The sequence below is a fragment of the Stenomitos rutilans genome (genome assembly GCF_059505485.1).
Genome location: NZ_JCACKR010000033.1, coordinates 19,128 through 43,821, shown reverse-complemented (window position 1 = coordinate 43,821; position 24,694 = coordinate 19,128). Strand labels below are relative to the sequence as shown.

Below are 24,694 nucleotides of genomic sequence, written 5' to 3'. Positions count from 1 at the left end.
CGGCTTAACAGTGAAGAGGGAATGTTGATGCGTAAGCCTTTCTCCCCAATTGCCACGTCAGCTCAGGCCATGTTTTGGAGCAAACAATCAGCTTCAATGCCTGTGATTGAATGCCTGTGATTGTACTCGCAAAAGACCTGCATGAATCAGGCTTCATACCCATGTTGCAGTTTTATACCGCACTTCTAGGGCCGCTGTAGTCAAGACGATGTCTGACCAGCACTCCGATTTTATAAGCCGCTCTGCACTTGGCTGGGGAGAACTGTGGGTGTTCCTCTTGAGTTAACTACAAGCCCAATGTGATGCATTCCCGATCGCTGCAACAAAAGTCACCAACCGACGCTTGAACCACAGTGTATCAACTGAACCTTGTAGAGATAATGTTGATATATAAGATGCTAAACCTCGTCCATCTTGAGAACTGGAGTTTTTGACACTGAGACGGTAAGCTGAGTTGGAAGGTTAAAGCGGTCGGGCAGATCAAAATGTTGAAAGTGAATCTGGAACGGTGGCAGCACAGCCCTGAAAGATTGCGGGAACAAGCTTTCAGCGCGCATCATGCTCGGACACGAGAACGAGTTTTAGCCCTCTATGAGATCAGTCAGGGCAAAAGTGCGACGCAAATCGGTTGGCAAACTGGGCGTAATCCTCAAACCATCATGGACTGGGTGCATCGATACAATCAAGGGGGGTTGGAGTCTCTGGTGTATCACCGGACTGGCGGACATCCCCCCCTTTGACTCCTGATGTCGAGCAACAACTCGATGACACCATTCGTCAGGCATTAGTCCTGGCGGCAACCCCACCTCAAGAACGTCAAGCTCCTACCCTGCCACGATGGACGTTAAAGCGCTTACTAGTCTGGGTGAAGCAGCAATTTGGCATCGATTGCTGCCGGGACACCTTACGCAAAGTGATGCGGCGGTTGGGCTTTTCTTGGAAGAAAGCCCATAAGTTATTGAACAAAGGCAACCCCCACAAGCGTGCTGCCTTTCTCGAACGGCTTCAGGGACTGCTCGATGAGGCTCTCCATCAACGGTGCTTGCTGGTTTACATCGACGAAGCTCACATCCATCTCGACACCGATGCCGGGTATGGTTGGTCAATTCGAGGTCAGCGGTTTTGGGTCAGTTCCAGTTCGCCTGGGCGTGCCAAGTCTCGTTCTACGGAGTCTACCTATACAACTTGGGACAAGTGCGTGTGTTTGCGTATGACAAGGCAGACCAATTCAATACCATTGATGTCCTCAAGCAATTACGGGTCGAGTTTCCTGAGCGTCCTTTGAAGTTGATTTGGGATGGCGCATCCTATCATCGTGCTCAAACCGTTCAAATTGCTGCCGCTATGCTCGATGTGGCTATCGAGCCTTTACCTGCCTATAGCCCGGACTTTATGCCAGTTGAGCATCTTTGGCAATGGCTCCGCGAGGATGTGACCTATCATGCTTGCTATGCCAATCAAGCCGAGTTGAAGCAACGAGTCGAGCAATTTCAGCAGGAGATTAATGCCAAGTCCCTTGTTCTTGCTGACCGCCTATGGGTGAAGAATCACCTTGACCCCGATGAAGAAAAACTACGGGTTTCGAGTTAGACGAGGTTTACCAACTGATGTGTTGGTTTTACAGCGTGGTTGCTTGAGAGGATACGTCGTGATAAACCATCTTTCATGACTGGGTAAAGCATAGTCAATGAGTCGTTGTGTGAAAGGATGGTACGTAAACACGGTTCAGATGCCTAAGATTGCCGTTTTTGGTGGTACCTTTAACCCAGTTCATTGGGGCCATCTGTTGATTGCCGAAACCGCGATCGATCAATTCCAGCTCGATCGTGTGATCTGGGTACCGACGTTTCGCTCACCTCATAAGGCCCAAGCATTGCTTGCCTTTGACCATCGTCTAGAAATGGTGCAGCGTGCGATCGCTGATCAACCCGCTTTTACGGTATCTGCGATCGAGGGGCAACGGCAGGGGCTTTCGTATGCAAGCGCAACACTCAATACCTTGCAAGCACTGGAACCAGAAGCCCACTGGTACTGGATTATGGGTAATGATGCGTTTCAAAGCCTGCCCAAATGGTATGCCAGCGAGTCTTTAATGGCGCAATGCACCTGGCTGGTCGCACCGCGAAGCGAACTAAACGACATTGACCAGCAGGAAGATGACTTGGGACGAGACCGATTAAGCAGAGATGGCACCAGTTCTGAGCAGTCGATCGCGCTGTGTCAAGCCTCGCAGCCTCCCCTGTCTTTTTCCTCCCAATTACACTGGCATCGATTACAGCTACCGTTGCTTGGCATCTCTTCGACACTGATTCGGCAACGCTGCCAGGAGGGGCACTCGATTCGCTATTTGGTGCCTGAATCTGTGCGTTGCTATATTACACGACAAAACTTGTACCAAATGAGCTAAAATACCTACTCAAGGCTTCAAAGATACAAATAGCAATGTAAGTTCACATCGAGCGCTAAAGTCAGAAATCTTGCCAGCGACGCGATCGTTGGCAGGCGGTAGCTTCAAGACGCGATGACAGTAGAGCGAGTTATTGCACTCGTATCCCTAGAGTCTTATGATCAATTTGACTACCAAGAATCTCTTTAATAGACAGAGGGCAAGACGCAGTGATTAGAGTAGCGATTAACGGATTCGGACGTATCGGACGCAATTTCATGCGGTGCTGGTTAACTCGCGCCAACAGCCAAATAGAAGTAGTTGCCATCAACGACACCTCTGACCCCAAAACCAACGCGCACCTGCTGAGATACGACACGATGTTGGGCACGTTTAATGCTGACATCAGTGCGGATGAAAATACCATCACTGTGAATGGTCACACGATCAAATGTACATCCGATCGTAATCCCGAAAACTTGCCCTGGAAAGATTGGGACATTGACCTCATCATTGAATCCACTGGTGTGTTTGTTAGCAAGGAAGGTGCCTCAAAGCACATCAAAGCGGGCGCTAAAAAAGTTTTGATTACCGCTCCTGGAAAAGGCGACGATGGCACCTTTGTCGTGGGTGTGAACCAGCATGATTACACCCACGAAAACCATTGGGTGATCAGCAACGCAAGCTGCACGACCAATTGCCTCGCACCGATCGCGAAGGTGCTGAACGAGCAATTCGGCATCATCAAGGGTGTGATGACTACTACCCATAGCTATACGGGCGATCAACGCCTGCTGGATGCTAGCCACCGTGATTTGCGTCGGGCAAGAGCGGCGGCCATGAACATTGTGCCGACCTCCACCGGAGCGGCCAAAGCGGTTGCAATGGTGCTGCCTGCGTTGGCTGGCAAGCTGAATGGGATTGCGTTACGTGTTCCCACCCCAAATGTGTCGATCGTCGATCTCGTGGTACAAGTCGAGAAAACAACGTTTGCCGAACAGGTAAACGAAGTACTGAAAGATGCCTCCGAAAACTCACTCAAAGGCATCTTGAAGTATTGCGATTTGCCCCTTGTTTCGAGCGATCACGCTGGTACAGATGAGTCTTCTATTATTGACGCGGCTCTGACGATGGTGATGGGCGGCGATTTGGTGAAAGTGGTCGCTTGGTACGACAACGAATGGGGCTACAGCCAGCGCGTTGTAGACCTCGCCGAGTTAGTGGCTGAGAAGTGGGTCGCTTAGATTCAAGCAGTACGTTCATTTCTGAGATCACTCCCTCGCTGTTCGTGATTGCACCTGATGTGGACATACGAGCATGCGGTTGCGTAGTCATAAGCAGGTTCACCGTTGATTTCACTCTGAACATTCAGGCTGAAGTCAGCGGTGAATCTGTTTGGGTGTTATTTTTGTCTTTGCCCCCTGCCTTTTGCCTTTCGACTTCTACCTTTACCTTCTAGTCTCTGCCTTTTACTTTTTAACTTTTGCCTTCTGCTATATGTCCACGTCAGGTACGACGATCGCCGCGATTGCAACCGCCATTGTGCCTGCTCAGGGCAGCGTTGGCATTGTGCGTCTATCGGGAACTGAGGCAGTCGCGATCGCCCGCGCACTCTTTCACGCGCCCGGTCAACAGGTGTGGGAAAGCCATCACATTCTGTATGGCTATGTACAGCATCCCAAGACGTATCGGGTCGTGGATGAAGTGCTTTTACTGCTCATGCTGGCTCCACGATCGTATACTTGCGAAGATGTGGTGGAGTTTCACTGCCACGGTGGCATGATGCCCGTGCAGCAAGTGTTACAGCTTTGTCTGGAGCAAGGGGCACGACTGGCAGAACCAGGCGAGTTCACGCTCAGAGCGTTTTTAAATGGGCGACTGGATCTCACACAGGTAGAAAGTATTAACGATCTGGTGGGTGCACGATCGCCCCAAGCGGCTCAGACGGCGTTGGCTGGACTCCAAGGCAAGCTGGCTCATCCGATCCGGCACCTTCGCGCTACCTGTCTGGATCTTCTGGCAGAGGTTGAGGCACGCATTGACTTTGAGGAAGATTTGCCACCACTGAATGAAGCGCACATCCAAACGCAACTGGAGCAACTTCTAGCAGACGTGACGCACATTTTGGCAACTGCTGATCGCGGAGCACTCCTGCGTACTGGGCTAAAGGTGGCGATCGTGGGTCGTCCCAATGTGGGCAAATCCAGCCTGCTCAATGCCTGGAGCCGTAGTGATCGCGCGATTGTGACCGAACTTCCCGGCACCACTCGTGACGTAGTGGAATCGCAGTTGGTGGTTGGTGGCATTCCCATTCAGGTGCTGGATACCGCAGGCATCCGTGATACCAACGATCGAGTAGAGAAAATTGGCGTAGAGCGATCGCGCCTTGCGGCCCAAAATGCCGATCTGGTGCTGCTGACGATCGATGCACAAGCAGGCTGGACAGAGGCCGATCAAGCTATCCACGAACAAGTACGCGATCGGCCCCTGATCCTGGTGATCAACAAAATCGATTTGGTTCAGCCTCCCTCCGCTTCCCCACTCCCCACTCCCCACTCCCCACTCCCCACCGTTCCCACTGCCGCCGCTCTCAATCAAGGCATTGATGCCCTAGAAACCGCGATTTTAGAAACGGTTCAACGGGGCACCCTTCGAGCCGCTAACCTTGATATCGCCATTAATCAACGGCAGGCGGCGGCTCTGACACGAGCGAAAGCAGCGCTAGAGCAGGTGCAGAGAACGATCGCCGATCGGCTCCCCCTCGACTTCTGGACAATCGATCTCCGCAGTGCCATTCAAGCACTCGGCGAATTGCTTGGCGAAGACGTGACCGAATCCGTTCTCGATCGCATCTTCAGCCGTTTTTGCATCGGCAAGTAACCATAATTGACCATTGCAAGTTAAGGTCAATGCATATTTTCCCTGAAGCCTCTCTTTGAGCCTCATTCTTTAACGGCCCAGTGTTTACTCGGACAGAGAATGTTGTTCTTGTTTGCTTCGGCAAGGCCGCGCTGCCCTGCTTGCAGTTTAGAGGAGTTGAGGCACGGTTGTGAATCGGCCATGACTCAATCAGCTCAGAGCGGTAACTCCTACTAATAGGAGGTGACTAATACTTCTGTAATTTTCCCGCGTTTTTCTGCATTAGAGTTTATTGCTCTAGAAGCCACGATCGTATAAATCGTAAAGTCTTGATACAGGTCACGCACGAACGGGCAGTCAGAGTTAGAGAGCATCACGTTTACACCACGCTCTGCTAGTTTGACAAATGTATCACGCAGCCGAATTTGATCAGCTTCGGTAAAGGCGTAGCGGTTGTAAGCGGTGAACTTACTGGTGGCGCTGATAGGATGATACGGTGGGTCAAGATAAACAAAATCCTGGCTGCTGTTGGCTTCTTGCAGTACTGCCTCAAAGGAATTTAGCTCAATGTACGTCGATCGCAGAGCGGCTGAAGTGGCATACAGTAACTCAACATCGCAAATCGTTGGATTTTTGTACCGACCAATGGGTACGTTGAATAACCCTTTAGAATTCTCACGGTAAAGCCCGTTAAAACAGGTTTTATTCAGGTAGATTAAGCGTGCTGCTCGTTCCACAGCAGACTCATGCATGCTAGCTCGAACCTGATAGTAATAGTCTGCACAATGGCGATCGCGATGGTCATTCAAGCAAGCAATTAATGACTCAACGTGATCTCTGACGCAACAATAAACATTCACCAACTCTGGATTAATATCCATGAGCCGCGATCGTGACGGCAAGAGGTGAAAAAAAACCGCACCCCCTCCTAAAAACGGCTCGTAGTACGTCGAAAACTGTTTAGGAAAGTGAGGAATGTATTGTTGAATCAGTTGACCTTTGCCGCCAGCCCACTTTAAAAACGGACGGGGATGCAGCCTTAGCGGAAGTCGAGTTTGCATGCACCTATCATAGAGGTGATTCTTCAAGTGGACGCAAGTTTCCGCCTGGTACACTGAATGCAATCGTTTGGCTTCTAAAGTAATACCGATTTGTTTTTCAAAAGCGATACGTGACACGTTTGAAAAGTCAGAAGTTAGAATACATATGCCTCCTGACTTCATCCCAAAGTCCTTGGTCGAAAGTCCAGTAACGTCGAAAGTCCAGTAAAATATAGGAGCAGCACGTTTACTGTGAATCCACGAACGGTATGCCGTTCTCCTTCAAGTCATGCAGAATTTTTGGAATACCGTTTCTAAGTATCCGATCTTCATCACAGGTGTGGTGTTGGGTGTTTTGCTGAATGCGCTCAAGCCGCTTGCCCCGCTGTTGAAGAACCCAGTTACGGCGATCGCGCTCATTAGTTTTTTCATTGCCAGCCTGGTTTTCATCGGCTTGACCTTACGTGCCATGTTGGGACTTGAGGTGGCTTGATTCGCGGTGTGACTGTGATCGACAGTCAGGCGATCACGCATTGCCATGCTCCACAAGTTCGTCAAGCCGCGTACATATTAGAAGGTAGGTTTGTTATGGCTACGAGTCGGCGAGTTGAACGCGTTGCTGAATTGATCAAACGCGAGGTCGGTCAGATGCTGCTTTCCGGCATTAAGGACGATCGAGTCGGCTCAGGCATGGTCAGCGTCACGGATGTGCAAGTGGCAGGCGATTTGCAGCATGCCAAGATTTTCGTCAGCATTTATGGATCGAGCGAAGCCAAAGCTGAAACGATGGCAGGGTTAAAGTCAGCAACGGGCTTTGTGCGTAGCGAACTTGGTCAACGGATTCGCCTGCGTCGTACCCCTGAAGTTGTTTTTCTAGAAGATAGTTCTCTAGAGCGTGGTGACAAAGTGCTTTCGCTACTTAATCGCCTCAGTCAAGAACGGGAGAAGACGGAACAGACAGGTGAGTTTGATGGAAACCAGGCAGAAGTGGAGTAGAGCCATTCGTCTGTAGGGACGTGACATGTCACGTCCCTACAAACGGTTAATTCGCCCCTTCATCCTTCACTGCGATTCCTATGAGATCTCTCTTACCTCACATCGAAGCACTGTCGCTGCAACAGCAAGTGGCGCAAATGGTTGTTGTGCGGGCTTCAGGCTATCTGTTTGACCATCAGATTCAATATCCTGTGTGGGAACCAACCGCTGCAAAACTTCAGCGCTGGATTCAAGATCTAGGTGTAGGCGGAGTGATCTTGCTGGGCGGCAGTGCGGGGGAATTGGCGCTTCGCACACACCAGCTACAGTCCTGGGCAAAAATCCCTTTGTTGATTGCAGCCGATGTAGAAGAAGGGGTTGGACAGCGCTTTGCAGGCGCAACCTGGTTTCCACCGCCGATGGCCCTGGCTGCCGTTGCACAAACCTCACCCGATCGCGCCGAACACTACGCTGAACAGTTGGGACGCACCACCGCACAGGAAGCCCGCGCGATCGGGCTAAATTGGGTGCTGGCCCCGATCGTGGATGTGAACAACAATCCTGACAATCCCGTCATCAATGTGCGGGCGTTTGGCGAAACGTCGGCACTGGCCAGCCAACTTATCACGGCCTTCTTGCATGGCGCACAGCAATATCCTGTACTGACGGCTGCTAAACACTTTCCGGGGCATGGCGACACCGCTGTTGATTCGCACTTGGAGTTGCCCGTCTTACCCCACTCGTTGGAACGGCTGGCTCAGGTCGAAATCCCTCCCTTCAAGGCGGCGATCGCGGCGGGTGTGGATGCAGTCATGAGTGCCCATCTGCAAATTCCAGCCCTTGATCCAACCGCTCCAGCAACGTTATCGTCTCGGATTTTAACGCAGGAGTTACGGCAGGGCTTAGACTTCGACGGTTTAATCGTCACAGATGCCCTAGTGATGGGAGCCATCGCCAACCGTTACGGGGCCAACGAAGCAGCGGTGTTAGCTGTCGAAGCAGGGGCAGACATTTTGCTGATGCCACTCGATCCAGAGGGTGCGATTCAAACCGTCTGTGAGGCAGTAGAATCGGGACGGCTTGCCGCCGATCGCATTCAGTCCTCAGTAGAACGCATTTGGCGGGCGAAATATAAAGTTTGTGCGGTTGTCGAGGATGGCAGCACCTCTCACGATTGGGAAACACGACCTGCGATCGGCGTTGAAGCTCCAACCCTAACGGCGCAGTTAGCGCAACCCCAGACGCACGTTCTTGTGGACAATCTGCTGCGCGATTCAATGCAGATCCACTGTCCTGAGAACTCACGGTTGACTCAAGCACGATGGTCACAGCAACGGCGCAATCTGGTGATTGTGGATGATGTGTTGGCGTGCGAAGGCTTAGGAAGGCAGTGTCCCGCGATCGCCCTGCCCCAAACCTTGGGCTATCAGGTGCAACTGGTTGATCGCCACACGCCCGCGATCGCGCTTGATCCGAACGCGCTAGAGTTTAATGGAAACTGGCAACCAACGCTATTACAACTGTTCATTCGTGGCAACCCCTTTCGCGGTAGTGCGGGATTGACCCAAACCGCGATTGACTGGTTTCACTACTTAGTCGAGACAGACCAACTACTGGCACTTGTCCTCTACGGTAGCCCTTACGTGCTGGATCAGTTTTTGCCAAAGCTACCAGCAGACGTGCCCTATATGTTTACCTACGGACAAATGCCGCAAGCGCAGGCGATCGCGCTAGAGTTCTTAAATCGATCGCCACACGACCCCAATCACTGACTTCTAACTCCTGAATCCTGACTCTCAGATAGCCACTGCAACCCAACCACTAATTACTCACAACCCTATGCCCTGCGAACACTTAAACACACTGACAACGGAAACGATCATCCCGAAAGCTAACTATCCCGTCTTTCGCTGCGAAGAGTGCGTTAAAACCAATAGTCGGTGGGTGCATCTGCGGATTTGTCAGGAATGCGGCAAAATGCTGTGCTGTGATTCTTCTCCCAATCAACACGCAAGCCATCATCATAAAGAAACAGGCCATCCTGTGATTAGTTCAGCCGAAATGGGCGAACAGTGGCTCTGGTGTTTCGTCGATCAAAAAGCCAAGAATTATTAATAGGCGGTTGATATGACAACGCTTGACTCTGCACTCGATACTGTTATGCAGCTTCCTGTAGAGCAGCAAGAGATGCTGGTAGAAATTGTGCGTAAGCGACATATTGAACGTCGCCGCGAAGCGATCGCAAAAGATGCACAGGAATCGATCGCCGCTTTCCATGCAGGTAAATTACAACCGCAACCTGTAGAAACGATTATAAAAGAATTACAGCAGTCGCTAGAAGACCCAGACGAGGAATGAGAGCGCTTGTCCTGACCCCAAAGTTTAAGCGGCCTTCCGCAAGTTTGTGAAACGAGATCAACAGCTCCAACAACGCATCGAAGGGACACTGTTGCAGATGCAGCAAGAAGTGTTTGCACCAAATTTAGGGACACATAAACTAGAAGGTCAATTACAAGGGTTACTTGCTTGCTCCTGTGGCTATGACTGTAGAGTCGTGTTTTTAATTGAGAAAGATAAAGAGACTGGGAGTGAAGCCATTATTCTGCTTGATATCGGAACACACGATGAGATTTATTGAGCTTTCGGTGTTTCCGTCAAATTGGTAGATAGTGAGAATCTAGCGTTGCTGAAATGGAGTAAAGGCACGATCGCGGGAAGGTTTCGGCAGGGAGATCGGTTTCGGCGATCGCTCGTTCAACTGCATTGATGTAACACTCAGCAAAAATCTGCTCTAGATACGGTTTTAAGCTGGGAGAATCTTTCAGTTCATTCTGAATGCGCTGGCGGTGCTCAACGATACTGCCTTTCCAGCTACCGATCCGGCGTTCTGGTTGATACTGCCATTTGAGCAAATGCAGAAGTACAACGACCAAATTACTCGTTAGACTTCTACGTTCACTGCGTCCCATCGCTTCAATTTCATCAATCAGATTTTCCCAATCAACATTGGTGTAGTCCTGCGTTTTCAACTGTTCGGCTGTCGTTTCAATCCACTTTACGAAATCTGTTTCATAAAGATTCTTGCGGCGCTCTTCTAGTTCTGTTGTCATAGCGGTTTCCTCTCAATGTTCCAGTTCAGCGAATGGAAAACTGCTTGTTTCGATCTTAAAACTCCACATCCAGCGGAGCGCGGGGAAAGGGAATCACGTCGCGGATGTTGCCCATGCCCGTGAGGAACTGCACGAGACGCTCGAAGCCCAAACCAAAGCCTGCGTGAGGTACGGTGCCGTAGCGACGGAGATCCAGATACCACCAGTACTCTGCGAGATCCAATCCCTGCTCTTGAATGCGGCGTTCCAGTACGTCTAACCGCTCTTCCCGTTGAGAACCGCCGATGATTTCGCCGATTTTAGGCGCAAGGATGTCCATTGCGCGCACGGTGTTTTCGTCGTCGTTTAGCCGCATGTAGAAGGCTTTGATTTTGGCGGGATAGTCGGTGACGATCGTCGGCTTCTTAAAATGCTCCTCAGCTAGATAGCGTTCGTGTTCCGATTGGAGATCCAAACCCCATTCGACCGGGTATTCAAAGGTCTTGCTGGCTTTTTCGAGAAGCGCGATCGCCTCGGTATAGGTCACGCGGGCAAACTCGTTGTTGATGATGTTATCGGCAGTTGCCAGCACGGAGTTGTCGATCCGCTGGTTGAAGAACTCCATATCTTCGGGGCAGGTTTCCAGCACGTATTGAAAGATGTGCTTGAGGAAGGCTTCTGCCAGATCCATGTCTCCGTCTAAATCGCAAAACGCTATCTCTGGCTCGACCATCCAGAACTCTGCCAGGTGACGAGAGGTGTTGGAGTTTTCGGCGCGAAACGTCGGCCCAAACGTGTAGACGTTGCTGAACGCCATCGCCATGATTTCGGCTTCGAGCTGTCCGCTCACAGTCAGGTAGGCATGTTTACCAAAAAAGTCCTGGCTGAAGTCAACGGCTTTTTTGTCGTCCGTCAGGGGCACTTGCTTCAGGTCAAAGCCTGTCACGGTGAACATTTCGCCTGCCCCTTCGCAGTCGCTAGCACTAATAATGGGGGTATGTACCCACAGAAAGCCTCTTTCCTGAAAGAATTGGTGAATTGCAGTTGAAGCGGCGTTACGGACGCGAAATACGGCGCTGAGGGTGTTGGTACGCGATCGCAAATGCCCAATATCGCGCAAAAATTCAAATGAATGCCGTTTCTTTTGTAAGGGATAGGTTTCTGGATCGGCTTCTCCGTAAACTGCGATCGAGTCCGCTTTGAGTTCTACGCGCTGTCCCTTAGCGGGTGACTCTACTAACACACCCGCAATTTCTACCGATGCACCCGTGCTAAGCCGCTTCATCGTTTCTACGTACCCTGGCGTGTCCTGATTGACAACGACCTGAAGCCCCGCTAAGGAGGAACCATCATTGACTTCAACAAAGCTGAATTCTTTTTGCTCTCGCTTGGTACGCACCCAGCCTTTGATAGTCACAGCTTCGTTGCGCTGTCCGTGGCGGAGGAGATCTACAATGCGTCGAGTCGTAGGCATAAAAGAGAGGGAGTAGGGAGTGGGGTTTAGAGCGCTGAACTTGAGTGTAGCAAAGTGCTTCACCAAGGTTGGATGATCTTAAAGGCTAGGGCGATCGCGGCTTGAGCCAACCGATGTTCAGGCAAATTGCAACAATGGGTTGAACCATGTCTACACTGATTCATCGTCGCGTTGAGGCGGCACGCGCAGGCACTAATCCAACGGTGATTGGTCGTGTGCCGTCGGGTTGGCTGGTTTTAGGGGATGTGCAGTTTTTGCGCGGTTACTCGCTGCTGCTGCCAGATCCGGTGATGCCAGATTTGAATGCGCTGGATGAGCCGGGGCGATCGCAGTTTTTGCACGATATGACCGTCTTAGGCGATGCACTGCTGAAGGTTACAGACGCCTACCGCATCAACTACCAAATTTTGGGCAATCTGGAACCAGCCCTCCACGCCCATGTATTTCCTCGATATTTGACGGAGCCTGAGCCGTACCGCAGCTCGTTGCCACAACTATATGAGCCAGCGTATCGACAGTCCGTTCGGTTTGATGAGGCGCGCGATCGTCCGTTGATGGAGGCGATTAGCAAAGCCGTGCAGCGACGTTTGTGATGTCAGTGGTAGCGGACTAGTAAGATAGCTGAAACGACACAGAGCTTCCAGGTGAGGCACCGGACAATACAGTGTTGCCATGAGCGGGGTGGCGCGATCTCTGACAGCAGCATGCAAGAGTTAGAAGTGAAAAGAAGTGAAGGCTTCAAGACCTCCGTGTGTACTTCATCTAGCTGTAAACCACTTACGTTCTAGCGGTAATCCAGTTCTGTTTGGGTCTTTTCAAAGTTAGAAGGGTCGTAGAGAAATCGGACAATTTCTTCTTCAAGGCGATGAATTAGATACGGCTCAAGCGTGTTGGAGTGTCTAAGGGCCGCCAGGTAGCCATCCACATAGAGGCGCAGGTCGTCAAAACGATAGCCTCGATTCCAGAGTTCAACAACCGCGTCGGTGAGCTTCTGGTAGTAGCGGATAGTGAGAGTGTCCTGCAACATAGGTGGCGTTCGTGTGATGAAGTTAACAGTTAAGACTAGAAGCGGGAAGACTACTTGAGGGTGCTGCAACAGAGGGCAACAATGAGCCCGACCGTTTCAACACCCGTGCTAAACGAAACTGCTATCTGTTTCTTATTTTAACTTTAATGGCTAAAGTTCTTGCTCTTTCTCAGGCTGTAATGCGTAAAAATGCGCAAAACATTTCTGCTGAACTGCAATCGGTTTGCAACACCGCTTGAGGTTGAGGGCAATGTGATCGCCATTTTGAGACGCATCTAGCCTGTCCAAAACTCGCGTTTCTAAAGCGTGAGCGTACAAGCGGCATGATGTTCAATTGCGCAGGGCGTTAAAAAGAGGGTTCCTCGAAAGGCTGAATTGGTAGGGGTAGCACCGATTACAAACCCAGTTCAAAGGCTCTGATAGGTTTATAATCACAATCTTTGAGGAATGCAGCCTCCGTGGGAGCTTTTTGTATTCAAATTGTCGAAGCAAATCCGCATCTGCGATCGCTCCTGGGATGGCATTTGCAGCAGGCAGGGTATTGGGTACACCAAACGGCTGACCTGCATCAAGCGAGGGATGTGTTTCAGCATCGTCAGCCGACGCTAGTCATTCTGGACTCAGAGCTTCCCGATGGCAATGGCATTGAATTTTGCCGTTGGCTGCAACAACAGCAGCAGTCACTCATCTTGATGCTGTCTGCTCGCAGCTCTGAAACAGACATTGTGGAAGGCTTACGGGCAGGAGCCGACGATTACCTCACGAAGCCCTTTGGGATGCAGGAATTTCTCGCCCGCGTAGAAGCGTTGACCCGACGCAGTAAATCGCCTGCGCCACCTGCATCGCTGGATTATGGCGACCTCAAGATTGATCTCGTTCATCGTCGAGTGCGCTTTAAGGGCGATCTGGTTGATTTGACGCCCCAGGAGTTTAGCTTGCTCTACGTCTTAGCTCAGGCGGGGGGCATGCCTTTGAGCCGCCTAGAATTATTACGACGAGCGTGGCCCGATGCGATCGACAATCCTCGCACTGTGGATACTCACGTTTTATCCCTTCGTAAAAAAATTGAAACCGATCCTCGGCAACCCAGCTTAATTCAAACCGTTCGCAACGTGGGCTATCGGTTTAACTTGGAGTTTCTTACATCTGTAGCGGCACAGCCCACCGATTACCCACAGCATCGCAAATCGCTGGCGCGACCGTCGGCAAGGATGATGGTAGGAGAGAGAGGGAGGAGTTAGAGAGGGATTAAGGATGACGAATGAAGGCTAAAGGATGAGGGGTGAGGGCTAAAAGATGAAAGATTAACCCCCCGTGCTTCCCCTGCACCCCTTGCTCCTTCTGCCCTCTGCCTTCTATCCACTCAGCACTAAATTATCTCGATGCACTACGGTTTCTGCACCGGGGTAGCCTAGAATAGCGGCGATCGCGTCCGATTGATGCCCTTTGATCTGCTGGAGTTCGCTACTACGATAGTTGACGATGCCTCTGGCAACTTCTTTACCATCGCGATCGCACAGCAGTACGGCTTCCTGGCTTTGAAATTCACCCTCTACCTGAATAATGCCAGCCGCGAGGAGCGATCGTCCAGCTTTCAGAATTGCTTTGACGGCACCGCCATCTAAATAGAGTTTGCCAGAGGGGACTAAGCCATGCGCAATCCAGCGTTTGCGGGCATTTGCAGGTCGTGGCTGTGGTTCAAACTGAGTGCCGATCGCGTCACCTTGCAGAATCTTTTCCAAATTTTTGGGGAATCGCCCTTCCGTAATCACCGTTCGTACACCCGCACCTGTCGCGATTTGGGCAGCGGCGATTTTTGTCACCATGCCGCCTGTACCCCAACGAGACCCGCGATGCTCCAGGTTAATTTGCAGTTCCTTAAGCTGATCCATGCGGCTAATGTGTGTGATCGGTTCTGCCTTGGGATCGCGGCGTGGATCGGTGGAATAGAGGCGATCAACATCGGTGAGTAGGAAGAGCCAGTCAGCACGCACCAGATTGGCAACGAGTGCCGATAAGGTGTCGTTGTCACCAAACTTGAGTTCGTCTACGGCTACGGTGTCATTTTCGTTGACGATGGGGACAACTCCAAGTTGGAGCAATTGCTGAAAGGTGCGTTCGACGTTGAGGTAGCTGTTGCGCTGCACCAAATCGCTGCGAGTCAGCAAGACTTGGGCGATCGGCTGCTGCAATGAGGTAAAAAAGTCATCGTAGGTGCGAATTAAACGCCCCTGTCCCACAGCCGCTACAGCTTGCTTAAGAGCAATGTCGCGGGGACGCTCCGTCAGCCCAAGGCGAGCACAACCAACCCCGACCGCACCGGAAGAAACCAGAACGACCCGATGCCCTTGCCGTCTCAAGCTGCTTAACACTTCTACCAGGCTGGCGATCGTCGCTAGGGCCAAAAGTCCTGTCTCAGGCTGCGTCAAGCTAGACGTGCCGATTTTGACTACCAGTGTTTGGGGCATTCGTGATCACCTTTTGTGAGCAAGTGATGCCGATTTGCTTTGTCAATGCGATACATAAGATTTCCCTACCTCCAGCATCCCCTTTCATAAGGGGAACTGAAGGGGATCGATTCAGGGCAAAGATCTATCACTATGATTGTTTCAATTGGTATAACGTGTGGACTTGTGAAGGGGGATGGGAAATGGCATCCTTCACCCGTGATTGCTATCAGAATCAGGCAGTTTACAGGCAGCATAACCGCGATCGCTTTAAAATGGCGAAGCGCCAAAACCTTTATTAGCAAGGCTTGGCGCTTCACACATGTATTCACTGGCATTCATCGTTAGAGTCTTTATGTAAGCTGACTCCAGTACTATAATCATCAATTTAGCGCCTGTTTTCGTTGATCCCTGACTGGCTTAAACTTTTCTTAAGATTCTTCTATGCGGTAGATGTTTGATGGGAGCAAGGCATGCTTCCGCTTGGGGATCACTTATCAGGAATAAGGGATGCTCCCAGAGCTTGGGAGAGCCAGACCTCAAACGAATGTATGGGAGACCGCTTGACGGCCTCGTCGGGATTCACCATTGCCTCAACCAGAATGGTAAACATACCTAGACGATTTCCAGCCAACACATCTGTGAACAGACGATCGCCCACCATTGCTACCTGCTCTACAGGTAACGCCATCGCATCAACGGCACGTCTTAGCTTACGGCGAGACGGCTTGCCAGCCCCCGCAATGTAAGGGAGGTCTAACGTCTTAGCAATCCGCTGAATACGCCCTTCGCTGATGTTGTTGCTGACGAGCCACAGTGTTGCGACTTGGCGAATTTCGTTCACCCAAGGCAACAGTTCTGCCGATACTTCAGACATGCGAATTGGCACGAGTGTTTCATCAACATCCAGCACTAGCCCCTTAAGCTGATGCTGTTGCAGCACTTCGGGAGTTAGCTTCAAGATGGGCCCACGCAGGATAAGGTCAGGTTGGAGAAGTTCGCTCCAAGACATAAGCAGTCGGAATAAAGATCATAAGGAGGTAGAAGCAGTGAGGAGTCTGCTTGCTACCAGCAGAAATGGATGGTCAAATCAGCACCCGCTTTCAATCAATGCACGATCCTATTTGGTTAGATTACCCTGCATCGGTTCATTCAATTGGTTTTTCGTTAAGTTTTGCTGGGCTTGGTAGCTTTGCGCTTATCCTGAATTTCTACTTGTGCCGCCTGGTGTTCTGCCAGAGTGCGGCTGAAGACATGAGTACCATCGTACCGCGCAACGAAGTAGAGAAACGCAGTGGTTTCTGGGTTAAGCGCTGCTTTGAAGCTGGCTAAACCAGGGCTGGCGATCGGGGTGGGCGGTAAACCCGTGTTGAGATAGGTATTGTAGGCAGAAGGCGTTCGGACTTGAGCGAGAGTCAGTGGTTGATCGGGTGTTTGCTGAATGCCCAACCCATATTCCACGGTTGGGTCTGCGCCAAGAGGAATTTTTTTGCGGAGTCGATTGAGAAAGACTCCTGCAATGCGAGGGCGTTCGCTGGCGATCACGGCTTCTTTCTCGACGATGCTGGCGAGTGTAACCCATTGGGCAAAGGTCAGGGCGGTTTGTCCTCGTTCCTTTTGATAAAGTGGGAGTGCTACTTGCTCAAAGCGATCGAGCATTTGCTTGAGCACGACTTCAGGCTGTACAGGTGCCCCCGACACGTCGTAAGTATCAGGATAAAGATAGCCTTCTAAAGACCGCTCTCCGGGTGAAGCATGGGTGGGCAGCCAGGCATATTGAGTTGTAGGAAAGGTTTTCGCGGCTGCCAGGAAATCTTGCGCTGAGAAAAAACCCTGTTCCTCAAAATAAGCTGCCATTTGCCGTAGCGACCACCCCTCTGGAATGGTATAGCTCAAACGAACGACATCTCCTGACCAGATTTTGGCGGCAACGGTTGTGAGTGGTTCTGTCTGGGACAGTTGGTACACACCCGCTTTGAAACCACCCTGCGGTTCGTGCAGCATCAACCAGCGTGCCCAGAAATCCCATGCGGTGGCTGAACGAATGACACCCAGAGCCTGCAAATCTCTGCCAATCTCCTGGGCAGACGTGCCCTGTGGTACTCGTAGTTTGACTTTTTTGGTGGGGTTGCCTGCGGCGATCGGTGCGGCATTCGCGGCTGTCCACCAGGCCCAACTACGCCAACCAGCAGCACCGATCGCTGCCAGTAGCAGCAGAACGATGGCACCCCTTACTATGCTGTGTTTTGCTTTCATGCTCTATTGCAGGCTGAATCCGATCGAACGGTCAAAAAAAGCAGTTGTTAGCTGTTGCTGTCGGCTTTTAGCAGCATGACATTTTAACAACTAACAACCAAGCTCTAACAGCAGCTTTACCCGCGTGTTCTTACTCAAACTGGTCAAGCAACTGGTCTTCAATCATGGGCAGCAGCGGCTCAATTTTTTCCAACTCTTCGGGCGAGAGTAGCTGCGGTTGGTTGTCTGCATCAACCCGCGCCAGAATGAAAAATGGGTCAAGTGGCGCGTAAATGCCAAACTCCTGCTCTTCGTAGTAGAAACTTGCTAAGAATTGCAGTTCCTCTTCTTCGCCCTCTGTGTCAGATTCCAGACCAGCCAGGTCGTCTTCCTCGGTGAGATCGGGGAGTTCGCCTTCAACTGTCAGGGTTACAGCCGTGCGCTTCAGCACCAGGTTTTGCTCTTCTAGAACCACTTTGGCGACGGGAAAGAGGACATCAATGTCTTCATCGTCTTCGACTGGGACCGCTTCTTCCTCATCACCATCTTCCTGCCAGGCAATGATTTCGACAGGCGAGTTCACTGGCAGCAACAGCACATACTCTTGCCCTTCTACTTCTAGAGCATGCTCAATGGTGCAGTTAATCGTCCGTCCGGCAGTGTCCGTCAGGGTGACGGTTTCTACATCCATCTCAAGATCCTCTTCATCCATTCCGGACTCTCCACTAAAATCGATCATTTTGCAGGCAATCTACCCACCTCTGCCCGTGACTCAGAAGACGGTAGAATCCAGGGCTTCGGAATCAGCCGCGTCGGGCGTGAGAGATGGTTGAGTGTAAGGTGCCTTGAGGCGGCGCTCATCCAACCATTGTTGCAGAATGAGTGACGCAGCTTTGCGATCGATAAGTCCTTTATGGCGAGAAGGCGAAATCTTTTGTGCGTGAAGCAACTGTTCTGCTTGAAAAGAGGTAAGGCGTTCGTCAACGTATTCCAGTGGTAAATGAAGTGCGGTTGACATGGCCTGAGCAAATTTCTGCACGTGTCGCGCTTGGGTGCCGATCGTGCCGCTCATGGTATACGGCAAACCTACCACCAAAATGGTGACATCGCGCTCAGCGACTAATGCCTGGAGCTGGCTCACCACATGATGAAAGGACAGGCGCTCGATCGTCGTTAAGCCAGTCGCAATCAGCCCTGTTCGATCGCACCCTGCCACTCCAATCCGTTTTTTGCCAACGTCTAAGCCCAACGCAGAGATTTGCATCCTCTGTGCCTCCTCTGGCACCTAACAGCAAGGCCCTTCCTGAGGTGGGTCAGAAAATTCGGCTGGTGTGGGCAAATTTAGTAATGGATTGTTGCTCCGTACCGAGTCATCTGTGTTGCTGGCCTGATGAGGGGGCATACTCACATCTGCCTTTGGATCGGTGGTGGATTGATTCCAGGTACGTAGGAGCGAAATGCGCCCCGGCACAGGCTTACGGGCCGGTTTAAACCCTTGCAGCACTTCAGAAAGCTGGAGCGAGTCAAGCGCCATTGGCAGTTTCGATTCTCGCAGCTTGTGCCACACCGATCGCGACATCATCAGTGTATGAGCGACTCGACTTGCTCCAACCCGCTCCAGATATTCTTCGCGCTCTGGTTGGTAGTCAGAGGAAGCCAGCTCTACGCTTTGGGGTGGCACTTCTTGGGTGATACGCGCCATTTGAGACATCAGTTCAGGGTAGAGCCAGGTGTAGGCAGGGTGAACCGTAAGCTGTGCCTGGTGTGGCTGTGAGCCGTCGCGACAAAGGCGAATTTGAAAGTAGCCGATCGCGGCTTTCCGCTGAGGCTCAAAGACGTATCCACTGACGGCTTCCGCATGGCTAAACCAATTTTTGACTCCACCCATCAGTGAGCTAAACAGGCTCGTTTTGAAATCTAAAACGTGACGATCGAAGACTTGCCGTACCAGGGGAGGCATAGCGGCTGTATCTAGCTGATACAGCAATTGGGCATCCGCATTACTGATAGGTAGAAGGTTGGGCAGGTCGGGTTCGCGCTCAGCAATATCTTGCAGTTGCTCTGGCGCAAGCACCCAGTAGGTCATTTGCGCCAGCGGCTGAAAACCATTCTGCCGATACAGCGCCAGCAGAGCCGTGTCATTAACATCGACTTCCAACAGCCAGGTACGTGCTTCCCAAATCTTTTCAAAGCAGTGTCTTAGAAGCTGGGAACCAACGGTGGCAAGGCTCAGCTTTGGTGGTGCTTTCGATGGTTCGGGGGTTTCTTCTGTAAGCGATTCAATGGTCGGTTCAGCGCTCGGCACGACAGCAACGCGATCGACGCGCCACGTACTGCGAGTGCGGTTGAAGGGCGCAATCCGAATCATGCCGCGCAGTTGGTTGTCCTGGTCTGCCAAGTACGCACCGAAGGTCTGCTGTGATGGTGCCCAAACCAGGCTCAACGCTTTTTTCAACCCATGCAAGGGTTTAAACAATAATGCTTTGGCTGGTTTTTCGACGTTGGTGGTGCCGTGCTCACGATCGCGATCGACATCTGCCTCACAAAGACGTTCGACCGTTTCCAGATCACGATACTGGATCGATCGAATCACAATTGGAGTCGTCTGAGGTAGAACTTGGGTCATCGTGGGTATGGCTGCAACCAGCCGCGCGCAACGTCGAGAACCGGAAGGCTCAATTTACATTCTGGCTCACTTCATATTCTAAAGGGTTTATACACTAAACCGGGTTTTCTAACGTACACAGGCTGAAATTGCAGACAACGCTACAGGCCAGCTATCAGCGGTCAGCGGAGAAGTTTTGAGTTGAACAGCTACCAACCCTCAGCGGGTTTCTAAAAACCAACAACTAATCACTAATAACTTCTCTAGCCTTTTACCTCCTGCCTTGAACCGTTGCTGTCGCTGGCGTTTCTGAGGTTTTGACAGGGCGAATCAACACGACAGGGGTTTGTTCGCTGGCGTTTCCGGCTGGGTTTTTGATCAGGGCTTGCTTGAGAAACGATGTGGTTACGTCTGGAGAAGCCGCCAATATTTTCACGGCTCTCAGGTCGTTGACATCGACGATCGCAGCCGAAAGGCCCGTTTCACGCTTGATTTGATCCACCACTTGCTGCGGGTCTGCTGGCCCCAGGACAATGAACTGGTCATAGGGCGGGATAGTGCCTGTTACATCGTCAATGAGGCGCGCCTGTTCTCCGGCTAGCTGGTAAAAGACACCCGGTTTGCCCAGTACTTTGGCGATCGCGCCGACCGCAAAGGCAACCAGCACGCGCACAGGGCCGACTAAATCAACCAGGGTTTGCAAGCCACAAGCGGTTGCCAAACTGGAGGTGGGTAAAAAGAGGTAGCACAACCGCCGTGCCACCCATCCTGGCTTGATCTCACTGGGATGGCGGAAACGGCCCTGCATCACGGCTAGCGGCGTCTCCCCGATCGTCACAACATCGCCAGGTTGGGCATTTGGCACCACGTAACGCTGCACGACTGCCAATGGGTTATCGAGATGCGTTAGCAGGTGAGTGCGAATGGGCAGCACATCCGCATTGGTCGCGGGTCGCCAGTTTTTAGAATCTTCGGGGCTGGGAAAGGTTAATGGCACAATGACATGACGCACCCTGGGTAGCCGTCCCTGTGGCCCGTAGCTAAAAAAATGGATGCGAATCCAGGCGACTCTCAAAGCGCTCAGGTCTTGCCCTTGAATTTCGACCTGAATTTCGATCGGAGAGGGGTCACGCTTGACGATGTGGCCTTCCCAGTAGCCGTCAGCCCTTGGCTCTGCATCCTTGTAGCGAGGAATAACCTGTGTGCTGGTTGTCATGCCATTGAGGCCAGCGATCGACAGCAGCTTTACGTCTACCCAAATTTCCGGCACCATGACTTCTAGCCGCTGAGTCAGGTTACGAAACTCCAGTTCGCCTACTAGTAAATAGCGCTGCGGTTCGTAGACCTCTAGCTGCCAGTGCCCAGCCGTTAGCTCCAGCTTATTGCCCGGTCGGCGGCGATATTGCACTTCCAGCGCTAGCAGCAACAGAAGTACGATACCAATGACCGCGATCGCAATGCTCCCAAGAATCCCCACAAACGTTTTTTCGCCTAATCACTCTGTTAAAAAGTCTAGTAGGAGTTGGAAGTTTTGCAGCAAGAAGAAGGCAGAAGAAAGGAGGCAGGGGGCAAAAGACAGAAGAAAGGAGTCGGGAGTCGGGAGTCGGCTGATGGCTAACCACTGACCGCTAATTGCTCTTTAACTCAAAACTCAAAACTCAAAACTCTCCCCCTCCTGCTCCCCTTGCCGCCAAAATTTCTTCATCTACTGAAAAATCGATCCCCGCTTTATCTCGTCCAGAGGCGAGATAGTCGGTTTGGTACGAGTCTTTAAGACCTGAGATAAGGTCGTACTGAGGCTGCCAGTGGAGGTCGGTTTGGACTTTTTGAATGGAAGTAAAGAAGTGTTGAGTGCGGAGAGGAAAGGCTTTGCGCTTGCCAAAGTCAAATTGCTTGGGGTCGTAATGAACGATTTTGAGGTCATCGGGCGCTTTGTCAACAGCAATGGCGCAGGCACGGGCCAAACCATCGAAGGTGACGGCACGATCGCCCGATACGTTGTAAACTTGCCCGATCGCGTGAGCCTTACCAAGCACTTGCGTCATGGCTTGCGCTAAATCCTGCACATGTCCAAACTGGGTCAGGTGTTGACCGTGACCTGGAATGGGAATGGGACGATCGCGCACGATGCGATCGAAAAACCAGGCTTCCAGATCGTTGTAGTTTTGAGGCCCGTAGATATAAGTGGGACGAATCGAGGTGAAGGGAACGTCATGCGTGACTAAATACGCTTCTGTCTCATGTTTGCCTTTATGCCGACTTTTGGGATCGATTGGATCGCCTTCAACATGGGGCAATTGATCCGCTTTGAGATACACGCCAGCGGAACTCATGTAGATAACGTGTTCGATTTTGCCTTGGAACAGTTCTATCAGTGGTTGGGTATCACTGAGTTCGCGTCCGTTGTTGTCAAAAATAGCATCAAAAGTTTCACCAGAAAGCGCTGCTTTCAGGTCTTCGGGATGGGTGCGATCGCCATGAAGCTGCTGAATCCCATTTACAGGCGCAGGGTTTTGACCGCGATTAAACAGCACTACCTCGTGGCCCTGTTTCACCAAAAGGCGCGTCAGATACACGCCGATAAACCGGGTGCCGCCCATCATTAAGATTCGCATGTTCTTTACGTCCCGACGGCAACAACACTCCATTCTAAGCGTTCGGCTAAGATACGCACGTCGTCTCCTGTCATGATCGGGCCTGGACGCTCGACCGAACACACAATGCCCCGTCGTTTTTTGGCGACGGACACAAACCGCTGACTCAAGCGAGGCAGATCAGGATACAGCGTTTGGATCACGTCTCCAGGATGACGACAGGGGGCATTTTCGCCTTCACACACTAAGCCGGTGCCGTCTGGTAACAAGAGCCGGGAGCCAGCGGGTAGCTGCGTCAGATGAGGCAACCCGCTGACGAGAAGATTGGCTCCCAACCATTCTGGCAGTAACATGTCCAGCCCTAGCAGTTGAGCGATCTGGTCGCATTCCTCAACGGACACAATGCTGATTTGCCGCCGATTCCGAATTTCGGTGCCGCGTGGATACATGGGTTCTCGTCCCCCTGCTCGACGGGTCAGCCCATAATGGCAATCGCCAGGAATGCCTGCCATGTCTAAATGGACGCGATCAACTCGGCGTGTGACAAACGTTCCTGGTATGTCGGCAAGTAGAACCGATTCAACTGTTGCTGAGACTTTCATGGTGTCTTAATAGGGTAGGCATTGTATTGCTAGCGGCATCGATCGAGCCATTCATTCTCTCTCCAGATGCGGCCGCAAACGGTTAAATCTACTACTCAAGTGGATGTAGTCTGTCAGCATCACCGTCAGACTAGAAGGAGATTTAAGAACATGAGTACTTATGCAACGAAATTTAGCTGCGTCGGCTACGCCAAGTTTATCCCTGTCAGCCTTGATGGAAAGAGAGGTGGTAGAGCCGCGCGATCTGATAGAGCGGGGCGATCGTGCACAAAAGCAAGATCAGTTTGCCCTTTTTACCCTTCCTAACTACGCCGAAGCAGAACAAGCCTTTGTCAAACTGCTTGAGGTAAACAACCTGGATGAGAACCTGGATCAGCATACCCGGTTGCAGACCGTTTTTGAGAGTACAGTGGCAGCAGCCCTGGCAGTTGCTTATAGCGATGAGTATCAATCCGATGCTGCCCATTTGTTTTTGCACCGTATTCTGTATCGCATCAATCGCTTGAAGTTTTTCTGGTATGACGACTTAAACCGCTATACCAACGAGCGATCGCTCTACTTACAGACCATCCGCAATCAGATTGAAGCTGCGTGGCAAGCCTGGGAACTGTCACAGCTAGATGCGGCAAGCCTGAAGCGCCTAAATGTCGTAGAAATATTGCGTGACTGGTCTGCGGCTGACCTAGATCCCGAACTTTCTGATACAGGACGCTATTTTCAGGACGAGATGACTCTGGCAGGTTATCGCAAGATGCTGGAGATTGCGTCGCTGGATGGCTTAGTCGAAGCGAGTCAGCTTTCGCGCACTTTGGGTGGTGTCGCCAACGAAATTCAAAGCGTGATGACGCGCCTGTTAGTAGAAGAATATGGGGTTGGTAAACTAGCACGCAAACACTCGACCCATTTCGCTACCATGTTGTCTGAGTTAGGCATGAGCACCGAGCCAGAAGCCTATTTTGACGCAGTGCCGTGGGAAGTTTTAGCCACTATTAACCACAGCTTTCTCCTGTCTGAGCGCAAGCGTGACTATTTGCGTTACGTCGGCGGGCTACTCCATACGGAAATTTCGGTTCCTGCTGCCTTTAGCCCTTACAGCGCGGCGGCAGAACGACTTGGCCTATCAGCAGAGGCGATGAGCTACTGGACGCTGCATATCAAGGTAGATAAGTTGCATGGCCGCTGGATGCTGGATGAAGTTGCACTGCCTCTGGTTGAGCGCTATCCACACGACGCATGGGAGTTACTACTGGGGTATAAGCAACAGCGGTTTATGGGCGATCGTGCTGGAGAAGCCGTAGCCCGCGCAGCAAAAGTGGCCGATCGAGAAGAATAAAGCGAGAAGAGGGCACAGAGGACGGTGG

At 51.6% G+C, this 24,694-nt stretch carries 28 protein-coding genes; 15 read left to right on the top strand and 13 right to left on the bottom strand.

Annotation, left to right across the window (positions count from 1 at the left end; all coding sequences use genetic code 11):
- Positions 1–485 precede the first annotated feature (485 nt).
- From AC5JLP_RS05205 to mnmE, 6 genes are all read left to right on the top strand, one after another.
- Positions 486–740: a helix-turn-helix domain-containing protein gene (locus AC5JLP_RS05205; protein WP_496066853.1), complete on the top strand. Its 255-nt coding sequence runs from the start codon at positions 486–488 to the stop codon at positions 738–740.
- Positions 737–1,285, top strand: coding sequence for a winged helix-turn-helix domain-containing protein (locus AC5JLP_RS05200; RefSeq protein WP_496066852.1), 549 nt, complete (start codon positions 737–739; stop codon positions 1,283–1,285). The genes AC5JLP_RS05205 and AC5JLP_RS05200 overlap by 4 nt, the downstream gene beginning before the upstream one ends.
- On the top strand, positions 1,195–1,590 hold the full coding sequence (locus AC5JLP_RS05195; RefSeq protein ID WP_496066851.1) for a transposase: 396 nt from the start codon (positions 1,195–1,197) through the stop codon (positions 1,588–1,590). The genes AC5JLP_RS05200 and AC5JLP_RS05195 overlap by 91 nt, the downstream gene beginning before the upstream one ends.
- Before the next feature lie 139 nt (positions 1,591–1,729).
- The gene (nadD, locus tag AC5JLP_RS05190) at positions 1,730–2,407 is read left to right on the top strand and encodes a nicotinate (nicotinamide) nucleotide adenylyltransferase (protein WP_496066850.1); all 678 of its coding nucleotides are present in this window, start codon (positions 1,730–1,732) and stop codon (positions 2,405–2,407) included.
- A 209-nt stretch (positions 2,408–2,616) separates the two neighbouring features.
- The gene (locus AC5JLP_RS05185) at positions 2,617–3,630 is read left to right on the top strand and encodes a type I glyceraldehyde-3-phosphate dehydrogenase (protein WP_496066849.1); all 1,014 of its coding nucleotides are present in this window, start codon (positions 2,617–2,619) and stop codon (positions 3,628–3,630) included.
- A gap of 253 nt (positions 3,631–3,883) precedes the next feature.
- A complete protein-coding gene (gene mnmE, locus AC5JLP_RS05180; protein ID WP_496066848.1) occupies positions 3,884–5,266 on the top strand; it encodes a tRNA uridine-5-carboxymethylaminomethyl(34) synthesis GTPase MnmE in 1,383 nt (460 codons plus the stop codon).
- A 212-nt stretch (positions 5,267–5,478) separates the two neighbouring features.
- Here the strand turns inward: mnmE and AC5JLP_RS05175 are convergent, their stop codons facing one another.
- Positions 5,479–6,306, bottom strand: a complete 828-nt coding sequence (locus AC5JLP_RS05175; protein WP_496066847.1) for a DNA adenine methylase — start codon at positions 6,304–6,306, stop codon at positions 5,479–5,481.
- Between the two features lie 268 nt (positions 6,307–6,574).
- On the opposite strand from AC5JLP_RS05175, the gene AC5JLP_RS05170 reads away from it, so the two are divergent.
- The 6 genes from AC5JLP_RS05170 (at position 6,575) to AC5JLP_RS05145 (ending at position 9,898) form a co-directional block, all read left to right on the top strand.
- On the top strand, positions 6,575–6,778 hold the full coding sequence (locus tag AC5JLP_RS05170; protein ID WP_496066846.1) for a DUF751 family protein: 204 nt from the start codon (positions 6,575–6,577) through the stop codon (positions 6,776–6,778).
- A 95-nt stretch (positions 6,779–6,873) separates the two neighbouring features.
- Entirely contained in the window at positions 6,874–7,281 is a 408-nt protein-coding gene (rbfA, locus tag AC5JLP_RS05165; protein ID WP_496066845.1) for a 30S ribosome-binding factor RbfA, read from the top strand.
- Positions 7,282–7,361: 80 nt separating this feature from the next.
- Complete coding sequence (locus tag AC5JLP_RS05160) at positions 7,362–9,032, top strand: glycoside hydrolase family 3 N-terminal domain-containing protein (RefSeq protein WP_496066844.1); 1,671 nt, start codon at positions 7,362–7,364, stop codon at positions 9,030–9,032.
- A 67-nt stretch (positions 9,033–9,099) separates the two neighbouring features.
- Positions 9,100–9,375, top strand: a complete 276-nt coding sequence (locus AC5JLP_RS05155) for a UBP-type zinc finger domain-containing protein (RefSeq protein ID WP_496066843.1) — start codon at positions 9,100–9,102, stop codon at positions 9,373–9,375.
- Between the two features lie 12 nt (positions 9,376–9,387).
- The gene (locus tag AC5JLP_RS05150) at positions 9,388–9,618 is read left to right on the top strand and encodes a hypothetical protein (RefSeq protein WP_496066842.1); all 231 of its coding nucleotides are present in this window, start codon (positions 9,388–9,390) and stop codon (positions 9,616–9,618) included.
- Positions 9,619–9,664: 46 nt separating this feature from the next.
- Entirely contained in the window at positions 9,665–9,898 is a 234-nt protein-coding gene (locus tag AC5JLP_RS05145) for a type II toxin-antitoxin system RelE/ParE family toxin (RefSeq protein ID WP_496066841.1), read from the top strand.
- Between the two features lie 16 nt (positions 9,899–9,914).
- Here the strand turns inward: AC5JLP_RS05145 and AC5JLP_RS05140 are convergent, their stop codons facing one another.
- Both AC5JLP_RS05140 and asnS read right to left on the bottom strand, forming a co-directional pair.
- Positions 9,915–10,370, bottom strand: coding sequence for a DUF29 domain-containing protein (locus tag AC5JLP_RS05140; RefSeq protein ID WP_496066840.1), 456 nt, complete (start codon positions 10,368–10,370; stop codon positions 9,915–9,917).
- Between the two features lie 55 nt (positions 10,371–10,425).
- On the bottom strand, positions 10,426–11,823 hold the full coding sequence (asnS, locus tag AC5JLP_RS05135) for an asparagine--tRNA ligase (RefSeq protein WP_496066839.1): 1,398 nt from the start codon (positions 11,821–11,823) through the stop codon (positions 10,426–10,428).
- 146 nt (positions 11,824–11,969) lie between these two features.
- Here asnS and AC5JLP_RS05130 point away from each other — a divergent pair, with 146 nt between their 5' ends.
- Positions 11,970–12,416: an HIT family protein gene (locus AC5JLP_RS05130; RefSeq protein WP_496066838.1), complete on the top strand. Its 447-nt coding sequence runs from the start codon at positions 11,970–11,972 to the stop codon at positions 12,414–12,416.
- 191 nt (positions 12,417–12,607) lie between these two features.
- Here AC5JLP_RS05130 and AC5JLP_RS05125 read toward each other — a convergent pair whose 3' ends face one another.
- On the bottom strand, positions 12,608–12,850 hold the full coding sequence (locus AC5JLP_RS05125; protein WP_496066837.1) for a DUF6761 family protein: 243 nt from the start codon (positions 12,848–12,850) through the stop codon (positions 12,608–12,610).
- A gap of 458 nt (positions 12,851–13,308) precedes the next feature.
- On the opposite strand from AC5JLP_RS05125, the gene AC5JLP_RS05120 reads away from it, so the two are divergent.
- A complete protein-coding gene (locus tag AC5JLP_RS05120; protein ID WP_496066836.1) occupies positions 13,309–14,091 on the top strand; it encodes a response regulator transcription factor in 783 nt (260 codons plus the stop codon).
- A 114-nt stretch (positions 14,092–14,205) separates the two neighbouring features.
- Here the strand turns inward: AC5JLP_RS05120 and proB are convergent, their stop codons facing one another.
- The 9 genes from proB to AC5JLP_RS05075 all read right to left on the bottom strand — a co-directional run bounded on the left by proB (position 14,206) and on the right by AC5JLP_RS05075 (position 23,333).
- Positions 14,206–15,318, bottom strand: a complete 1,113-nt coding sequence (gene proB, locus AC5JLP_RS05115; RefSeq protein WP_496066835.1) for a glutamate 5-kinase — start codon at positions 15,316–15,318, stop codon at positions 14,206–14,208.
- A 469-nt stretch (positions 15,319–15,787) separates the two neighbouring features.
- On the bottom strand, positions 15,788–16,309 hold the full coding sequence (locus AC5JLP_RS05110; RefSeq protein WP_496066834.1) for a YqeG family HAD IIIA-type phosphatase: 522 nt from the start codon (positions 16,307–16,309) through the stop codon (positions 15,788–15,790).
- Positions 16,310–16,464: 155 nt separating this feature from the next.
- On the bottom strand, positions 16,465–17,553 hold the full coding sequence (mltG, locus tag AC5JLP_RS05105; RefSeq protein ID WP_496066833.1) for an endolytic transglycosylase MltG: 1,089 nt from the start codon (positions 17,551–17,553) through the stop codon (positions 16,465–16,467).
- Between the two features lie 130 nt (positions 17,554–17,683).
- On the bottom strand, positions 17,684–18,244 hold the full coding sequence (locus AC5JLP_RS05100; protein WP_496066832.1) for a DUF3727 domain-containing protein: 561 nt from the start codon (positions 18,242–18,244) through the stop codon (positions 17,684–17,686).
- A 60-nt stretch (positions 18,245–18,304) separates the two neighbouring features.
- The gene (gene ruvX, locus AC5JLP_RS05095) at positions 18,305–18,796 is read right to left on the bottom strand and encodes a Holliday junction resolvase RuvX (RefSeq protein ID WP_496066831.1); all 492 of its coding nucleotides are present in this window, start codon (positions 18,794–18,796) and stop codon (positions 18,305–18,307) included.
- 21 nt (positions 18,797–18,817) lie between these two features.
- Entirely contained in the window at positions 18,818–20,158 is a 1,341-nt protein-coding gene (locus AC5JLP_RS05090) for a GNAT family N-acetyltransferase (protein WP_496066830.1), read from the bottom strand.
- Between the two features lie 250 nt (positions 20,159–20,408).
- Positions 20,409–21,614 carry a F420-0:Gamma-glutamyl ligase gene (locus tag AC5JLP_RS05085; protein WP_496066829.1) on the bottom strand — a complete coding sequence of 402 codons (1,206 nt, stop codon included), beginning with the start codon at positions 21,612–21,614 and terminating at the stop codon, positions 20,409–20,411.
- Between the two features lie 181 nt (positions 21,615–21,795).
- Positions 21,796–22,752: an NAD-dependent epimerase/dehydratase family protein gene (locus tag AC5JLP_RS05080; protein ID WP_496066828.1), complete on the bottom strand. Its 957-nt coding sequence runs from the start codon at positions 22,750–22,752 to the stop codon at positions 21,796–21,798.
- Positions 22,753–22,757: 5 nt separating this feature from the next.
- Complete coding sequence (locus AC5JLP_RS05075; RefSeq protein WP_496066827.1) at positions 22,758–23,333, bottom strand: MOSC domain-containing protein; 576 nt, start codon at positions 23,331–23,333, stop codon at positions 22,758–22,760.
- A 160-nt stretch (positions 23,334–23,493) separates the two neighbouring features.
- Here AC5JLP_RS05075 and AC5JLP_RS05070 point away from each other — a divergent pair, with 160 nt between their 5' ends.
- Positions 23,494–24,666, top strand: coding sequence for an iron-containing redox enzyme family protein (locus AC5JLP_RS05070; RefSeq protein WP_496066826.1), 1,173 nt, complete (start codon positions 23,494–23,496; stop codon positions 24,664–24,666).
- The last annotated feature ends 28 nt before the right edge of the window (positions 24,667–24,694 follow it).

Coding starts and splice junctions, on each gene's coding strand:
- AC5JLP_RS05205 (WP_496066853.1), top strand. CDS start 486: ATGTTGAAAGTGAATCTGGAACGGTGGCAGCACAGCCCTGAAAGATTG.
- nadD (WP_496066850.1), top strand. CDS start 1,730: ATGCCTAAGATTGCCGTTTTTGGTGGTACCTTTAACCCAGTTCATTGG.
- mnmE (WP_496066848.1), top strand. CDS start 3,884: ATGTCCACGTCAGGTACGACGATCGCCGCGATTGCAACCGCCATTGTG.
- AC5JLP_RS05175 (WP_496066847.1), bottom strand. CDS start 6,306: ATGCAAACTCGACTTCCGCTAAGGCTGCATCCCCGTCCGTTTTTAAAG.
- AC5JLP_RS05170 (WP_496066846.1), top strand. CDS start 6,575: ATGCAGAATTTTTGGAATACCGTTTCTAAGTATCCGATCTTCATCACA.
- rbfA (WP_496066845.1), top strand. CDS start 6,874: ATGGCTACGAGTCGGCGAGTTGAACGCGTTGCTGAATTGATCAAACGC.
- AC5JLP_RS05160 (WP_496066844.1), top strand. CDS start 7,362: ATGAGATCTCTCTTACCTCACATCGAAGCACTGTCGCTGCAACAGCAA.
- AC5JLP_RS05155 (WP_496066843.1), top strand. CDS start 9,100: ATGCCCTGCGAACACTTAAACACACTGACAACGGAAACGATCATCCCG.
- AC5JLP_RS05150 (WP_496066842.1), top strand. CDS start 9,388: ATGACAACGCTTGACTCTGCACTCGATACTGTTATGCAGCTTCCTGTA.
- AC5JLP_RS05140 (WP_496066840.1), bottom strand. CDS start 10,370: ATGACAACAGAACTAGAAGAGCGCCGCAAGAATCTTTATGAAACAGAT.
- asnS (WP_496066839.1), bottom strand. CDS start 11,823: ATGCCTACGACTCGACGCATTGTAGATCTCCTCCGCCACGGACAGCGC.
- AC5JLP_RS05130 (WP_496066838.1), top strand. CDS start 11,970: ATGTCTACACTGATTCATCGTCGCGTTGAGGCGGCACGCGCAGGCACT.
- AC5JLP_RS05125 (WP_496066837.1), bottom strand. CDS start 12,850: ATGTTGCAGGACACTCTCACTATCCGCTACTACCAGAAGCTCACCGAC.
- proB (WP_496066835.1), bottom strand. CDS start 15,318: ATGCCCCAAACACTGGTAGTCAAAATCGGCACGTCTAGCTTGACGCAG.
- AC5JLP_RS05110 (WP_496066834.1), bottom strand. CDS start 16,309: ATGTCTTGGAGCGAACTTCTCCAACCTGACCTTATCCTGCGTGGGCCC.
- mltG (WP_496066833.1), bottom strand. CDS start 17,553: ATGAAAGCAAAACACAGCATAGTAAGGGGTGCCATCGTTCTGCTGCTA.
- AC5JLP_RS05100 (WP_496066832.1), bottom strand. CDS start 18,244: ATGGATGAAGAGGATCTTGAGATGGATGTAGAAACCGTCACCCTGACG.
- ruvX (WP_496066831.1), bottom strand. CDS start 18,796: ATGCAAATCTCTGCGTTGGGCTTAGACGTTGGCAAAAAACGGATTGGA.
- AC5JLP_RS05090 (WP_496066830.1), bottom strand. CDS start 20,158: ATGACCCAAGTTCTACCTCAGACGACTCCAATTGTGATTCGATCGATC.
- AC5JLP_RS05080 (WP_496066828.1), bottom strand. CDS start 22,752: ATGCGAATCTTAATGATGGGCGGCACCCGGTTTATCGGCGTGTATCTG.
- AC5JLP_RS05075 (WP_496066827.1), bottom strand. CDS start 23,333: ATGAAAGTCTCAGCAACAGTTGAATCGGTTCTACTTGCCGACATACCA.
- AC5JLP_RS05070 (WP_496066826.1), top strand. CDS start 23,494: ATGCAACGAAATTTAGCTGCGTCGGCTACGCCAAGTTTATCCCTGTCA.